Origin of the sequence: Photobacterium sp. 1_MG-2023, from assembly GCF_030547945.1 — a bacterium.
Taxonomy (GTDB): domain Bacteria; phylum Pseudomonadota; class Gammaproteobacteria; order Enterobacterales; family Vibrionaceae; genus Photobacterium.
The window spans coordinates 1-13,848 of sequence record NZ_JAUORR010000048.1 but is presented as its reverse complement, the minus strand read 5'-3'; the positions used below and the strand labels follow the sequence as shown (position 1 = coordinate 13,848).

At 48.5% G+C, this 13,848-nt stretch carries 14 protein-coding genes; 6 read left to right on the top strand and 8 right to left on the bottom strand.

Annotation, left to right across the window (positions count from 1 at the left end):
• Window positions 1-144: 144 nt before the first annotated feature.
• The 4 genes from prpB to Q4579_RS22180 form a co-directional block, all read right to left on the bottom strand.
• Window positions 145-1,014 (bottom strand): methylisocitrate lyase, encoded by an 870-nt coding sequence (gene prpB, locus Q4579_RS22195; RefSeq protein ID WP_303567052.1) that lies wholly within the window; start codon window positions 1,012-1,014, stop codon window positions 145-147.
• 2 nt (window positions 1,015-1,016) lie between these two features.
• Window positions 1,017-1,727: a GntR family transcriptional regulator gene (locus Q4579_RS22190; protein ID WP_303567054.1), complete on the bottom strand. Its 711-nt coding sequence runs from the start codon at window positions 1,725-1,727 to the stop codon at window positions 1,017-1,019.
• A 264-nt stretch (window positions 1,728-1,991) separates the two neighbouring features.
• The gene (locus Q4579_RS22185) at window positions 1,992-2,783 is read right to left on the bottom strand and encodes an SDR family oxidoreductase (protein WP_303567049.1); all 792 of its coding nucleotides are present in this window, start codon (window positions 2,781-2,783) and stop codon (window positions 1,992-1,994) included.
• A 428-nt stretch (window positions 2,784-3,211) separates the two neighbouring features.
• Window positions 3,212-4,129: a DMT family transporter gene (locus tag Q4579_RS22180; RefSeq protein ID WP_303567047.1), complete on the bottom strand. Its 918-nt coding sequence runs from the start codon at window positions 4,127-4,129 to the stop codon at window positions 3,212-3,214.
• A 225-nt stretch (window positions 4,130-4,354) separates the two neighbouring features.
• Here Q4579_RS22180 and Q4579_RS22175 point away from each other — a divergent pair, with 225 nt between their 5' ends.
• Window positions 4,355-4,933: a chloramphenicol phosphotransferase CPT family protein gene (locus tag Q4579_RS22175; RefSeq protein ID WP_303567045.1), complete on the top strand. Its 579-nt coding sequence runs from the start codon at window positions 4,355-4,357 to the stop codon at window positions 4,931-4,933.
• A 134-nt stretch (window positions 4,934-5,067) separates the two neighbouring features.
• Complete coding sequence (locus Q4579_RS22170) at window positions 5,068-5,691, top strand: LysE family translocator (protein WP_303567043.1); 624 nt, start codon at window positions 5,068-5,070, stop codon at window positions 5,689-5,691.
• Window positions 5,692-6,440: 749 nt separating this feature from the next.
• Here Q4579_RS22170 and Q4579_RS22165 read toward each other — a convergent pair.
• Together Q4579_RS22165 and Q4579_RS22160 are read right to left on the bottom strand one after the other, a co-directional pair.
• Window positions 6,441-7,847: a PepSY domain-containing protein gene (locus Q4579_RS22165; RefSeq protein WP_303567041.1), complete on the bottom strand. Its 1,407-nt coding sequence runs from the start codon at window positions 7,845-7,847 to the stop codon at window positions 6,441-6,443.
• A gap of 123 nt (window positions 7,848-7,970) precedes the next feature.
• Window positions 7,971-8,321 carry a hypothetical protein gene (locus tag Q4579_RS22160; RefSeq protein ID WP_303567038.1) on the bottom strand — a complete coding sequence of 117 codons (351 nt, stop codon included), beginning with the start codon at window positions 8,319-8,321 and terminating at the stop codon, window positions 7,971-7,973.
• A gap of 380 nt (window positions 8,322-8,701) precedes the next feature.
• On the opposite strand from Q4579_RS22160, the gene Q4579_RS22155 reads away from it, so the two are divergent.
• The 3 genes from Q4579_RS22155 (at window position 8,702) to Q4579_RS22145 (ending at window position 10,711) form a co-directional block, all read left to right on the top strand.
• Complete coding sequence (locus Q4579_RS22155) at window positions 8,702-9,115, top strand: aegerolysin family protein (RefSeq protein ID WP_303567036.1); 414 nt, start codon at window positions 8,702-8,704, stop codon at window positions 9,113-9,115.
• A 439-nt stretch (window positions 9,116-9,554) separates the two neighbouring features.
• Window positions 9,555-9,827, top strand: coding sequence for a hypothetical protein (locus tag Q4579_RS22150; RefSeq protein ID WP_303567035.1), 273 nt, complete (start codon window positions 9,555-9,557; stop codon window positions 9,825-9,827).
• Between the two features lie 8 nt (window positions 9,828-9,835).
• Window positions 9,836-10,711: a hypothetical protein gene (locus Q4579_RS22145; RefSeq protein WP_303567033.1), complete on the top strand. Its 876-nt coding sequence runs from the start codon at window positions 9,836-9,838 to the stop codon at window positions 10,709-10,711.
• Window positions 10,712-10,966: 255 nt separating this feature from the next.
• On the opposite strand, the gene Q4579_RS22140 is transcribed toward Q4579_RS22145, so the two are convergent.
• Window positions 10,967-11,257, bottom strand: a complete 291-nt coding sequence (locus Q4579_RS22140) for a hypothetical protein (RefSeq protein WP_303567031.1) — start codon at window positions 11,255-11,257, stop codon at window positions 10,967-10,969.
• Window positions 11,258-12,066: 809 nt separating this feature from the next.
• Here Q4579_RS22140 and Q4579_RS22135 point away from each other — a divergent pair.
• Window positions 12,067-12,498, top strand: coding sequence for a hypothetical protein (locus tag Q4579_RS22135; RefSeq protein ID WP_303567029.1), 432 nt, complete (start codon window positions 12,067-12,069; stop codon window positions 12,496-12,498).
• 437 nt (window positions 12,499-12,935) lie between these two features.
• Here Q4579_RS22135 and Q4579_RS22130 read toward each other — a convergent pair whose 3' ends face one another.
• Window positions 12,936-13,682, bottom strand: coding sequence for a hypothetical protein (locus tag Q4579_RS22130; protein WP_303567027.1), 747 nt, complete (start codon window positions 13,680-13,682; stop codon window positions 12,936-12,938).
• Window positions 13,683-13,848: the final 166 nt, after the last annotated feature.

Sequence of the window (13,848 nt, the reverse complement as noted above, 5' to 3'; positions counted from 1 at the left end):
CATAAACTCAGTATTGTCCCTCCCCCTTTTCAAGGGGGAGGTTAGGAGGGGGTTACCGGGCACAGTTTCTGAATCTGCGCACAACCCTACGAACCCCACCCTAGCCCTCCCCTTACCAAGGGGAGGGAATATATATGCGAGTTGTCACTCACCGCTAAAAAGTTTATCCAGCTTTTGCTCATACTCATGGTAGCCAAGATAGTGATAAAGCTCCTCGCGGGTTTGCATCTGATCCACCACCTGACGCTGATGTCCGTCGGCCCGTAAATGCTGATACACATTGAGCGCCGCCTGATTCATGGCCCGGAAGGCCGACAGCGGATACAGCACCATACCCACACCCTGCTCTGCCAGTTCATCGCAGGAAAACAACGGGGTCTGACCAAATTCCGTGATGTTTGCCAGCACAGGCACCCGGACCGCATCCACAAACTGCCGGTACTGCGCCAGCGTATTCATGGCCTCGGGGAAAATCATATCCGCACCGGCTTCAACACAGGCAATCGCGCGCTCAATCGCAGCATCCATCCCTTCGACCGCCAGCGCATCGGTGCGCGCCATGACCACAAAACTTTCATCGTGACGGGCATCCACAGCCGCTTTGATGCGATCAACCATTTCAGCCTGGCTGACAATGGCTTTATTCGGACGGTGGCCACAGCGTTTCTGCGCCACCTGGTCTTCCATGTGGATCGCCGCCGCCCCAGAGCGCTCCATTTCACGAATCGTGCGGGCGATATTGAAAGCGCCACCAAAACCGGTATCGATATCCACCAGTAAGGGCAAATCGCAGGCCGCGGTGATGCGGCGGACATCTTCAGTCACGTCATTGAGTGTGGTGATCCCCAGATCCGGCAAACCATAAGACGCATTGGCAATGCCGCCGCCTGAAAGATAGATCGCCTGATGCCCGACCTGCTTCGCCATCATGGCGCAATACGGATTAATCGTGCCCACAATCTGCAATGGGTGATTGTCGGTCACCGCCTGACGAAATCGCTGTCCTGGCTTCATCATCAACTCCTTGGTTTATTTCTGGATGCTTCGTGCTTTAACTGACTTTCAATCAGCCGTCGGCTCCGCAGGATATGTCGGCGCATCAGCATTTCTGCCAGCTCTCCGTCGCGGTCGCGTATGGCGGATAAGATTTGAATATGCTCGTTCAGGGCGCGTTCGGGACGGGAATGTGAACGCGGCGACTGAAATCGGTACATCCGCAGCAGGTGATAAAGCTCATCACATAACAAACTGATCAGTTTGCTGTTCCGGCTTGCCTGAATGATGCGGTAATGAAAATCAAAATCACCGTGCTGATGAAAATAAGACGCCCCGTCGACCTGCTCGATATGAGCCTGATGGGTATCCAGCAATACTGCCAGGCCTTCAATTTCTGCGTCTGTGATGTGCTCGCACGCCTGCCGTGCAGCCATGCCTTCCAGTGCTTCGCGCACGGCATAAATCTCGACCAGCTTCTCCGGGGTGAGTGCAACGACGCGCGCGCCAACATGAGGAATACGCTCAACCAGTCCGAGCGATTCGACCCGCATCATGGCTTCACGGAGCGGCCCGCGACTGACTTCAAACTGCCGGGCCAGTTCGGGCTCTGAAATTTTACTGCCCGCCGGAAAAACACCGGTCACAATGCGCTCGACCAGCACTTCCAGCAGACTGTTCGATTTCGTTGGCTCTTTCGCACTGTCTCGCTTTCGGTCTGTCAGCTGGGGGATTGACACCAGCGTGTCAACAATCTCACTGTTCTCGAACTTCTCCACAGGGTTCAACCTTACACATTGTCAACAATCATCAATAGATGACTTGAAAATAGTCAGGATCTGACTGATTTTCAAGCCAGGGTTTGAACATTCTGATGATGAATCATACGAATTGTTGACAATGTGAAAGCGATCGAGAAATACAACGCTTCATACAGCCTTGAGCAGACGATGCCTCAGGAAGGGAACCGGAGTGTCAGAACGACACTCCGAAACAGATTAACGATAGCTCATTTTTGCCGTCATCAGATTAAACAGCTGCGGAAAGAACCGCTTGATGGTTGGTGCCCAACCGCTGATCCCCTGACCGATCACCACTTCATCTTTCCGGGCCGCGATTGCCTTGAGCATCTGTTTTGCGGCTTCATCAGGATCCATCCCATTTTCAATCGAGGGTTCCGGCTTGTTCTGTGCAACGCCCTGCCCGTTCAGAGAATGATGCGCAATGGCAGTGCGGACAGAGCCGGGGCAAATCGTCAGGCAGTGAATACCGTATTCGCTGACTTCGGCCCGCAGGCAATCCATAAAGCCGACCACAGCGTACTTGGATCCGGAATAGCCGGTTCTGAGCTTTGAACCCACTTTTCCGGCCACACTGCTGATCGACACCACGCTGCCGCCACCGGCTTCAATCATTCTGGGCAGCACCGCTTTCGTCATCGCGACCAGTCCGAAATAATTCACTTCCATTAACTGGCGGTAAACTTTGAATTCGTTTTCCAGAAACAGGCTGCGTTGCGAAATGCCTGCATTGTTGATCAGAATGTCCACCCGGCCAATCTCATCCAATATAGACGGGAGATCCTGAAGCAGCCGCTCCGGCTGCGCTAAGTCCAGCGGAACAACCCGATGCTTGCCTGGCGCCAGCCCGCCAAGAATGGTCTCCAGCCGGTCTTTCCGGCGCGCGGTTAAAATAACGTTCGCACCCTGCGCTGCAAACTGCTTCGCCAGCGCCTGTCCGATACCGGACGACGCACCTGTAATCCAAACGGTTTTATTCTGAAACGTCATGACGGCTCCTTGTCTTGTGTTCCGTGTTGAAAGTCAGCTGACCTTTATCGTGCATGAAGGCTTAACCGGGCCTGCATGCTGAACGATATGTTGCGCAATTTGGGTGTAATCAACCCCTCCGCTAAGATAAACAACGGGCCAATCACCAATTCGATCAGATCATCCGAGAAAGCCGGTTTTTTTCTTCAAAATAGTGTCCGGTAAACTGAATGACCCACCCCATCACAAACAGACCCAGACTGGGGTAAGTTGTTCTTCCAGTGTTTTCATGCATCCTCCTGATGACACGCAATCAAGTATTGACTCTAGAGCACCAGATACCCGTCGTGAAACCTGAAATGCAGAATTTGTGATAAGTGGCTGGAAGCAAAGCAGAAAAAAGCCAGCACATTCGGCTGGCTTGACGGGCTATGTCAGTGAAGAACCGTTTAACGTGTGGTATCCGCCGCCATTTTATTCTTTCGGAAAAAAGACAACCTGACTTCATGAATCAGAATCGCAGCCAGAATGCAGGCACCGCCGAGCATCTGCATTGGCGTGACCAATTGGCCCAGAAATACAAAGCCCAGCATTAATGCGAAGATCGGTTCGGACAGCTCGACCAGCTGGACGGTCTGACTTTTCAGAATCGTCAGTGACTTGGTGGTACACCAAAAACCGCCAATCGTCGGAAGCAACGCCAACAGCACCAAAGTGAGCCACACGCTGGGATCAATGCCGACCAGACCCGTCATCGTGAATGGAATCATCAGATAAACCAGACCAAACAACAGCAACCCGCAGACGGGAATCAGGCCGCCGCCAATGTTCAGCTTCTTATTCAGCACCAGAAACAATCCATAGCCGATGCCAGCCAGCACTGCGTACATAAAGCCGGTATTCACAGATGCTTCAATGTGTTCGTTTTCCATAAAGATCAGATATAAACCCAAGACGGCAAACAAAACTGACATCCATTCCTGACCGGTCAGGTTCCGCCGCTCAAACACCGCGTTCGCGAAAAAAGTCACCAGAGTGGAAACACCGAACAGCAGGAACACAACCACAGCAACATTCAGGGTTTCATAGGCCGCCGTTTCAAAGAAATACAGCATAAAGAAGCCAAAGAAACTGCAGACGATGAGGGCTTTCCACTTTTCTTTCAGGTAAGCCAGCAGGGTGCCGACTTTTTCAGTTGCCACCAGCACGGCGACAATCATCAGAAATGCGACCACACATTTATAAAAGGCAACGGCTTCAGGCGGCATACCGGACTGAAATAAACTGACACTAAAAATACCCACCATGCCATTAAAGAATGCGGCTAAAAGCGCCAGAATGACACCAAACCAATGTTTTCTATCCATGAATACTCTCTGCATTGTCTGTTGGGAAAAATAATTGCAGTGATTCGATGGTTTAGTCCCTGCGTGAATCATTCCAATCAGGAATCATCCGGCCCCGGAAAACCAAACACATTGAAAATTGAAGCAAATTTCGCTTCACACCATACTGAGTTCCTTTTAACCTGACAATCAGTTTCATAAGTCTCACGACTCATTTCACAGCATTGAAAAAAGGACAGGATGCCTATGGAGATGATCTTCCTGAACGGACCCAGCAGTTCAGGCAAAAGCTCGATTGCCCGGGAACTGCAATCTTTACTGAACGCCCCTTATTTACATCTGGGGATAGATAACTTTATTGCCATGATGCCCGAAAAATCTAACCGCCTGAACACCCCGAATCAACCTGCAGACGGTTTTTACTGGCACTCGAAAATGCGAGGCCAGCACACCGTCCAGCGCATTGCTTTTGGCGACTACGGCAAAGCGGTCAACGACGCTTACCGGACCACAGTCCGGCATTTACTCGACGCCGGCCTGAACGTGATTGTCGACGATGCCATCAATGGCGCAGAAGAAATGGCTGTCTGGCAATCCGTCCTTGCCGGAAAACAGTGCCTGTTCGTGGGCGTTTTCTGTACCGATGAAATTCTGGTCCAACGGGAAAAACAACGGGGGGATCGTCTGCCCGGGTCTGCCCTCGAGCAGGCAAGCCGGGTCCATCAGGGGATCCGGTACGATATTCAGATCAATACAGCCTCGAATTCCCCCCGGGCCTGCGCACATCAGATTCTGCGTGACATGACCCGCGGGAACAGTGCCTGATGATTTTCTGATTATTTTTTGCATCCCGCGCTTGAATTGAATTGCACTCATCTTCATATCAGAAGAGTGCTCGTTTTCTGAGCATCACCCGACACCCCGAATATCCGATTCAGCCCAACAGGAGCGCTTACACAATGGACTATCTCTACGCTATGGTTCTCTTTGCCGTGTCATCTTCCGTCACGCCGGGACCGAACAATATTATGGTGATGACCTCGGGCCTGAATTTCGGGGTGAAAAAAAGCCTGCCGCTGCTGAGTGGGATCTGTATGGGTTTTGCGATCATGCTGCTTTTGGTCGGCATCGGATTTGGGCAGTTATTTGAGCTGTTCCCCAGCCTGCATTTCATCATTAAATGCCTCGGCGTGCTTTACTTACTGTATCTGGCCTGGCTGATTGCCCGCTCCGCTGATGTCGGATCGTCCGGCGCACAGGCCAGACCCTTCAGCTTTATGAAAGGCGCGCTGTTTCAGTGGATTAACGCCAAAGCCTGGGTAGTCGCGACCGGTGCCATCGCGGCTTTCACCACAGTGGGAGCGGATTTTTACGGTCAGAATATGATGCTGGCGCTCACCTTTTTGCTGGTTTCCTTCCCCTGTGTCGGGGTCTGGCTGATGTTTGGATCCCTACTGAAAAAAACACTGACTCAGGACAAGTATCGCCGCCTGTTTAACTACACCATGTCCGCGTTGCTGGTTGTCTCAGTCCTGCCTGTGATGGGCGAAATTTTGAATCATCTGGCGTCATCACATGGCTGATCGGGAATTAACACAAATGGAAGGTGTATACGTACTCGTTACACACTCAGACTGTCCCTCCCCCTTTTCAAGAGACAGGGCTAGGCGGGGGTTATTGTGCACCAATGCCAAATTCGTGCGCGCTGTTCGAACCCCACCCTAGCCCTCCCCTTGCCAAGGGGAGGGAATCATCAGCACTCGCAACAAACTCATACTGTCCCTCCCCCTTTTCAAGGGGGAGGCTAGGAGGGGGTTACTGTGCACCAATGCCAAATTTGTGCACGCTTCACGCCCCCCCTACCAACAGCAGGGAATCATCAACACTCGCAACACACTCAGACTGTTCCTCCCCCTTTTCAAGGGGGAGGTGAGGCGGGGGTTACTGTGCACCAAATCCAAATCCGTGCGCGCTTCACGAACCCCACCCTGCCCCTCCCCTTGCCAAGGGGAGGGAATCATCAGCACTCGCAACAAACTCAGACTGTTCCTCCCCCTTTTCAAGGGGGAGGCTAGGAGGGGGTTACTATGCACCAATGCCAAATTTGTGCACGCTGTTCGAACCCCACCCTAGCCCTCCCCTTGCCAAGGGGAGGGAATCATCAGCATTCGCAACAAACTCGATCTGTTCCTCACCCTTCTCAAGGGGAGGGAATCATCAGCACTAGCAACAAACTCAGACTGTTCCTCACCCTTGCCAAGGGGAGGGAATCATCAGCATTCGCAACACACTCGGTCTGTTCCCCTCTTTTCAAAAGGGAGGAATCAGAAAATTACCCAAAGAATCGCGCGAGTGTCGGGATCCGGCTGAAGATCAGACGGTCTGCAAGCAGCACAGTTAAAATCATGATCCCGGCCAGCGGGAAGCAGACGCCGAGCACAGCAATCACAACTGTTGCTCCTTTCCACAGCGTCATATTTTTCGGTGCTGGCGGCGCAGAAAGCATGCGCTTCCCTTTCGGGCGACGCAGCCACCACATCATAACGCCACTGAAGCTGATCAAAATAAACGACAGACACAAAACGGTATTCACCGCTTTATTCCACCAGCCAAAGTCCCCTTCATGCAGTGCAATACCCCAAGCCATCGCTTTTGCCATTGGCGAATATTCATCATATCGGATGTCGGCCAGCACTTTGCCTGTGTACTGGTCGAGATGCAGGGTGCGATCCTGCGTCGCATCTGTGATGTCATTGCTCATGGTACTTTGCAGCACACTGAACGCGCCTTGCTCGCCTTTGGGCAGATTCACCCGAAAAGCCGTCAGCCCCTGCGCTTTGGCAAATGCGACCACGGCATCCAGATTTACCGGCCCATGAATCCCATCATGACCGGCATGAGAGCCGGAAGCAGGCATCGGTGTCTGCTCCAGATTCCACGGCACTTCCTCTAACGCGCCATGATTCATGTCGGCATGGGTGGCATCGGAGAGCGGCACATCGCCAAAAACACCCGTTGGAAACGCATTCCAGGCCTGCACCATTTTACTGCCCCAGATGCCCGACCAGGACAAGCCCGACAGCATAAAGAGCAACAGGAAAATCGCTGTCACAGCGCCCAGATTGGCATGTAAATCGCGCCAGAATGTCCGCCGCCCGCTGTTGATACGAATCCGGAACATGCCTGCTTTGCTGGCATGATCGCGCGGCCACCACAGGTAAGCACCACTGACAATCAGGATGACAGCAAAACTGGCGGCCAGCTCAATCAGACGATCGCCCAGATCACCCATCAGCAATGTGCCGTGAATCTCATTGGCCAGCGTGTAGAGATTGTCATCCCGATCCAAAGATCCCAGCACCGCTGCAGTGTACGGATTCACCGTCACAAAGCGTCCTTGCCCTGCTGCCGTCACAATGGCGAATCTGGCGGCATCTTCAGGCTGTTTCGGGGTCAGATACTGATGAACCTGCGCATCCGGATAGGCCTGCTGCACCGCATTCAATTGCTGTGTCACCGCCAGAGTCTGCCCGGCAGGTTCGACAAAAAGAATGTCTTTGAAACGAAGGTTGTCGAGCGTGCCTGCATACAGCATCATCAGGCCTGTCACGGCCAGCATGATCAGAAAAGGGACAACATAAAGTCCTGCGTAAAAATGCCAGCGCCAGGCGGTCATATACCAGGTACGCTGAACGGGCTGCGTATCGGATTGCCCGATTTGATTGGTTTGATGGTTCATGATTTTCCTTCCAGTGCGTTCAATGCGCGCACAAATAAACGCCACGGTCCATGACAGACCAAGGCAAACATCATTCTGTACTTGAGAAATGCAAATCCGGCTGACCGAAATCAGAACGGGTGATTACGCCAGTGGCGGCGCACGGGAAGGAAGAAGAAAATAGTCCCACTGGGAAGGCGAGAAGGCATAAGGCCTGAGCGGTTGTTCGCGATATTGCGCACCCAGCCCCAGCCATCGGTCATCAGTATGAGCCAGGCTGAAAACACCGATGGGACAGTGCCCCTGCGGATCAGGTTTAAGCTGTTCCGTGCCATCATCCAGTTTGACCAGTTTGAAGCCACCGAGTGTACACAGGCTTGCCCAGGTGCCCGCCGGTTGATGGTGGGCATTCACCACAGGCATCGCAACGATCAACAGCCAGCTCAAAAAGCTGGCTATCGTCATGATTCTGTATCGGGAATGTCCTGGGCGCATGTATCACTCATCCTTGATCGCGCCTGAATAGTAGTTGTTGATAAAAGAATCTACAAGATGAAAAAACGTATTCGTGACAGATGAGCCGGAGAACCTTGGTGGTATTCAACGTATTTCATCAAATTCGGATCGTTGATGACCTGATTCGAGGGTGGGAATATGCGAGCTGAAACCCGATTTTCAAACCAACCTGTAAATCACATTATGGTGAATTACTGAAAATTTAACCCCCACTCACACATCGTAAATATGCCGTTGTTTTCGGATATTCCTCAACTAATTTTATGCTGAGTCGCTTAGAACAATCGCTAGTAAGTAGTCATGAGTCGTCAGCGATCCTTCTAGGATTCTTAAACTCAATTGCATCTTAAGGAGCTTACATGGCTTACGCACAATGGGTCAGCTATACCGTCATCGCAGATAACTGCAACCTGCAAGTGAAAAATGCGGAACACAGCTGGGGTAAATTTTATCAGTACGACAATAAAGATCATGAACTGTCGCCAGAAGAAGTGAACGGGCAAGTTGTCGAAATTGGCCAGGAAGGTTTTAACATCGTGAGTTCCTGTGGCCGCTCTGATTCAGCTTCCGGCACCCAAGGTTCGTTTGACCTGTACGACGGCTCAACAAAAGTCGTGACGCTGGTTTGGGATTGTCCCTGGGGCAGTAAGTCAAACAGCTGGTCTCAAACTGGCCAGAACCGCAATTATGTTGTCTCTGTGACTGGTGGCTCCATGAACTCTGGCGCCATCGGTGTCCTGACAGTGGAAGTCATTAAGAAACACGTCGGCTAAAGCAGAAGGCAGTGCGGGATTGATATCATCTGCACTGCCGTTCTCTGTTCAGCGTCTGATGAGGCAGGTTCGCAGTCATGCTTTTCATCAGCAGATAAGATCTCTTTGTATGTCGCGCTTGCGTTCAGTGCCAGTCTCAGCATCTTTGTATACGTGCCATTCCAACGCCCATCATTAACATGGCAACATTTACTCATAAAATCAGATAGTTACTTCATTACCGCGCAGGCAGGAATCCAGTGTCTTTTGCGCTCGGATTCCCGGTATGTTTGATTCATGTGTTTACAGGCACTTTCACCGCTTTTGAATTGGTTTTCACTCAACCATCCTCACAAAACAGTCGCATATTCAACACGATGAGCTTCATTTCAGTACAATGCAGTTTCTTTGCTGCCCGTGATTCATCCGCAGCTTTTAGCCAACAAGACGACGGAAAACGATGGAAGCACTGCGCATTCAAGACATCATTCATCAGATCGATTCAGGCAACCGAACCCGGATGGCAGAAATGAGCGGGTGGCATGATGCCGCAACTGAGTTCTGGCAACGTCAGGACTTGGCCCGGCTGAATACCTTTGACTGGGAAGCCATCATCGAAATGGGTGTGGAGCCTGACCACATCAACAATCTGCACCAGCTTGAAGCCACCGGATTTGACCTCCCAACATCACAAATTCAACAATTGCTGGCTGACCGCTTGTCGTCTATATAGGAACAAACATGCACACAGAATACTCCGCACTGTTGCAAGCCATTCAGGATCAGGCACTGCCACAGGTCAATGACCGACTCTACCCGGAATGCATGGTGGATCTGCTTAATGCCTCAGCGCTGGACGCGATTCGGTATCTGCTGAACCAGACCGAGATGGGCCACCCGGATCAACGCTTCGATTTTCTGAGTACGGTGATACAAAGCCAGATCTCTGGCGAACTGAAAGCGGCTGCAATGGATGTACTCACCCCTTTCACCCACAATGAATCGCTGATTTTCAACATCGAGGAGATCATTTTTCAGCTTACAAATCAGCATGACAGCAATCTCGCCGTGGTGGAAAAAGCCATTGCGCTGGGCCTGAACATTGATGCCGACAGCTTCCTTCTTTTTGGATGCAGCGCCATCATGCCCGGGTTATTCGAACTTCTGACGCAACACTATACATTTAATTCGAAAGTCCTCGAACAAGCCTTTCAGAACGTCATCGACAATGACCAATGGGGGGAGACGAATAATCATGAAACCCAAAACAATCTGATCCGGGATTTTATTCAGCACCTTCATCTCAATGTGAATCTGGCAGGACGAGGTGACCACGCATGGCTGTTTCAAAGCTGTTTTGAGAATGCCCCTTATGCCGCCAAGTATTTTTATACCCCGGCTTTCAACCCGCAGATGCTGGAAGACGAGGATTTCTGGGAACACATGGCCGATATGTATTTAGAAGATGAAGATGTCGCTGGTGAGTATGAGCAGGCGTTTCGGGACTTGCGGGCCAGTGGGATTGAATTCGACAAGTCGGCTATGATGGATGTGCTGGAAACGCGGGAGTTGGGGGATTTTGTGGAGATTATGGGGAAGACGCAACGTACTGAATAAAGTGCATCTGTATGTCGCGCTTACGTTCATTGTCAATTTCAGCATCTTTGTATGCGCGCCAGATACTCTTTGCTGGCACAAAGAGTACCCAGAAATGCCTTTGGGTTCTTTGGTGTAGTCCGGGTCGGTTGTAGGCGCTCCCGGCGCCGACAACCTAAAAATTCATCCATGAATTTTTCCCTTATTCGTGTGAAAAGTTGGATTCGTTATCGCTGTCTGAAAAGGAACGATAAAGATGACTGTCTCAGTATTAACTTAGAAATATTTTTCTCGATAGATAAACTCAATACTTTGCCGAAGATATTGCAATTTAATCGCAGCAGCCATATGAAACTCTGCTGCTGCTCCAGAATTTCCCATACACTTTCTGTGCTCGAGTTCTTCTTTTTTAAATGGTTCCAGGAGTTCCTTCATTTCCTTCAACAGCGTATCACTGGTATGTATTTTAAGCATCTCTCTGAGTGATTGAATGATTCCATCGGGTAATCCATCAAAACTCAACACACGGACACTCATGATTTGAATAATTTCATCTTTCAATAACAATTTGATGCTCCTGAAAGTTATACGAACTTTCAACGTTCAAACTTCTTTTTATTCTGGCACTATGAGTGCAGTTAAATATAAATTTCAATCTTAACCAGTCACATGCATTAATCTACAATATTTGAATATTCTCAATGTAATCATGAAGCGTTATCACAACTATCCATCATTAGCTCACTGCTAGTTTAAACGAATCAAATTATTTAAATATCTTTCAAACTTTAGTTTACTTCAGAATAATTCGCTTTCTTACCCGGAAATATTTCAACAGTTTAAATCCATATATAGAGTGAAATTTTTAAATTAAAGTTAATGTATCGCGCTTTCGTTCTGTGCCCATCAATAAGATGGCTACATTTTGCATAAAATCAGATAGTTACGTCATTCCCGCGCAGGCGGGAATCCAGTGCCTTTTGTGCTCGGATTCCCGGTATGTTTGATTCATGTGTTTACAGGCACTTTCACCGCTTTTGAATTGGTTTTCACTCAACCATCCTCACAAAACAGTCGCATATTCAACACGATGAGTTTCATTTCAGTACAATGCAGTTTCTTTGCTGTCCGTGATTCATCCGCAGATTTTAGCCAACAAGACGACGAAAAACGATGGAAACACTGCGCATTCAAGACATCATTCATCAGATCGATTCAGGCAATCGAACTCGACTGCCTGAAGCGAGCGGGTGGCATGATGCGTCTGGCTACCTAACACTTTGGGATAGCTCGTCAACCAGGGACGGTACTCATGACCATGAACTGAGTGACTACGAACATGATGGTGGCTCAGTTACACCGGAAAGAGTCGTGCTATGAAAACTAAAAGATTGAACAACCTGGTGCTGGCAGCAGTAACAGTTCTTATGGCTGGGTGTGCTGATTCTCCGAGTACCATCAATGAGCAGACACGCGAAGCTAGAAATAATCTAAAAAACTACGCGCTGGCAAGCTGCCTTATTGCTGTAGATCCAGATAGCAAATTGGCTGAGGACTTGAAATTAACTAAACGATCGCTGTCTTTCATGGGGAACGGTAACTATAAGATCGTTCAAAACGAAGAAACGTTTGAAACGGAGAATGAACCCTACAATGAAACGGTTAGCTTTCTGATGAGTGAGGCGAATCGCTCAATTGGATACATGAAAGATGGCTCATCATCTAGAACTTATGGCTGTTTTAAGGCCGCTCAATCAGATGTTTTTGATGAATTTATCGCAGGGCAGGACGAGTTTATTCGCGGTTAATGTAGGGGCTAACGGGGACACCGCTCAAAGGGGGTTGTTTCAGGCATGCCCAATCCTGTTAGCTTGTTCAACGCACGAACGGCTGTAAGAAAAGTTCAAGTCGATTTAGCTAACAAAGCCCTTCGCTGACACAAAGCGTATCAAGAAATGCCTTTTGGTTCTTTGATGTGGGCCGGGTCGGTTGTAAGCGCTCCCGGCGCCGACAACCTAAAAATTCATCCGTGAATTTTTCCCTTGGGGATTGAGAAGATGTAGACAAACTTATTTTTGAAAAACATGAGTCAGTTATATTACTAAGTTAGAATATCATGGATTAGATTTGGTATAGGAAAGTAACTTCTACAACTAACTTATGCTCACTATAAATTGTGTGAAATCATATAGAAGCATAATTTAATTCAGATATTTACATTCCAACTTGATAGATTGGGATAAAGCTAAGCTAATCGCCTAACTGTTGTATCATATCTATCTTGTATATGGGCTTCTTTAAACGCACCTTTAATAGCTTGCCTGAGAAATACTTCTATATCTTTTTGTGTAAGCAACAAGACTATACCTCCTTGTTTTGCTATTCTGTCAACATGTCTATAATAGCTATCTTTTACTTCACCCCTGAATACAATGATTCCAAATCTACCAATAGTATCATTCTGATAATATAGCATTTGATGGAAATCATCAGAATGAAGTTCTTTGTAATTTTTGCATTCCCATGTTATTTGAGTTGCCCCATATTTACTTCTAATAACCTCCCAAAAGCCATCCGTTGCTCTATTAGAAGCTATCCAGTCTCTTATAGTCGTACCATTGTAATCTCTTTCATGCGGTTGAACATTAGTGAGCGAACGAAAAAAGCATAATTTTATTACTTCTCCAATGATACTTTCAAATTCGTAAGAACCTTCTGTTCCCAATGGGATTTGTTTTATTTTTCTTAATGTTTCCTCTAAAGCAATCTTATACTCATCCAACTCAAAACTTTCAGGTATATCTTCAAGTACACCTTCTACTTTTAATGACGTTTCATCCTTAAGATCAGAAATTAAGATTGTTCTTAAATTTAATGCTTCTCTATATGTTGGATGAATAGAAAAAATTGAATTTGTATCAAAAGCCGGCTTTGAATTACTGTCTTTACTAGATAATTTATATTCAACACTATTTTTTCTTTTTATTCCCAAAAATCCTATACCATACAATAACTCTATAAATCTATATGGCGTAGTATAATCATAAAGCCAATCTTTGCAATACTTTGAAATTGAGTCGTCAGGGCCGGAGCATACTTTGTTAACTCGATTTTACAGTGCCAAATAACAAGGTTGAGCGGTAATTATCACAGTAACT

What these genes read in the sequence shown, in the direction of transcription:
- Q4579_RS22135 (WP_303567029.1), top strand. Translation starts at nt 12,067, where the DNA reads ATGAAAACTAAAAGATTGAACAACCTGGTGCTGGCAGCAGTAACAGTT.
- Q4579_RS22170 (WP_303567043.1), top strand. Translation starts at nt 5,068, where the DNA reads ATGGACTATCTCTACGCTATGGTTCTCTTTGCCGTGTCATCTTCCGTC.
- Q4579_RS22175 (WP_303567045.1), top strand. Translation starts at nt 4,355, where the DNA reads ATGGAGATGATCTTCCTGAACGGACCCAGCAGTTCAGGCAAAAGCTCG.
- Q4579_RS22185 (WP_303567049.1), bottom strand. Translation starts at nt 2,783, where the DNA reads ATGACGTTTCAGAATAAAACCGTTTGGATTACAGGTGCGTCGTCCGGT.
- prpB (WP_303567052.1), bottom strand. Translation starts at nt 1,014, where the DNA reads ATGAAGCCAGGACAGCGATTTCGTCAGGCGGTGACCGACAATCACCCA.
- Q4579_RS22180 (WP_303567047.1), bottom strand. Translation starts at nt 4,129, where the DNA reads ATGGATAGAAAACATTGGTTTGGTGTCATTCTGGCGCTTTTAGCCGCA.
- Q4579_RS22150 (WP_303567035.1), top strand. Translation starts at nt 9,555, where the DNA reads ATGGAAGCACTGCGCATTCAAGACATCATTCATCAGATCGATTCAGGC.
- Q4579_RS22160 (WP_303567038.1), bottom strand. Translation starts at nt 8,321, where the DNA reads ATGCGCCCAGGACATTCCCGATACAGAATCATGACGATAGCCAGCTTT.
- Q4579_RS22155 (WP_303567036.1), top strand. Translation starts at nt 8,702, where the DNA reads ATGGCTTACGCACAATGGGTCAGCTATACCGTCATCGCAGATAACTGC.
- Q4579_RS22145 (WP_303567033.1), top strand. Translation starts at nt 9,836, where the DNA reads ATGCACACAGAATACTCCGCACTGTTGCAAGCCATTCAGGATCAGGCA.
- Q4579_RS22165 (WP_303567041.1), bottom strand. Translation starts at nt 7,847, where the DNA reads ATGAACCATCAAACCAATCAAATCGGGCAATCCGATACGCAGCCCGTT.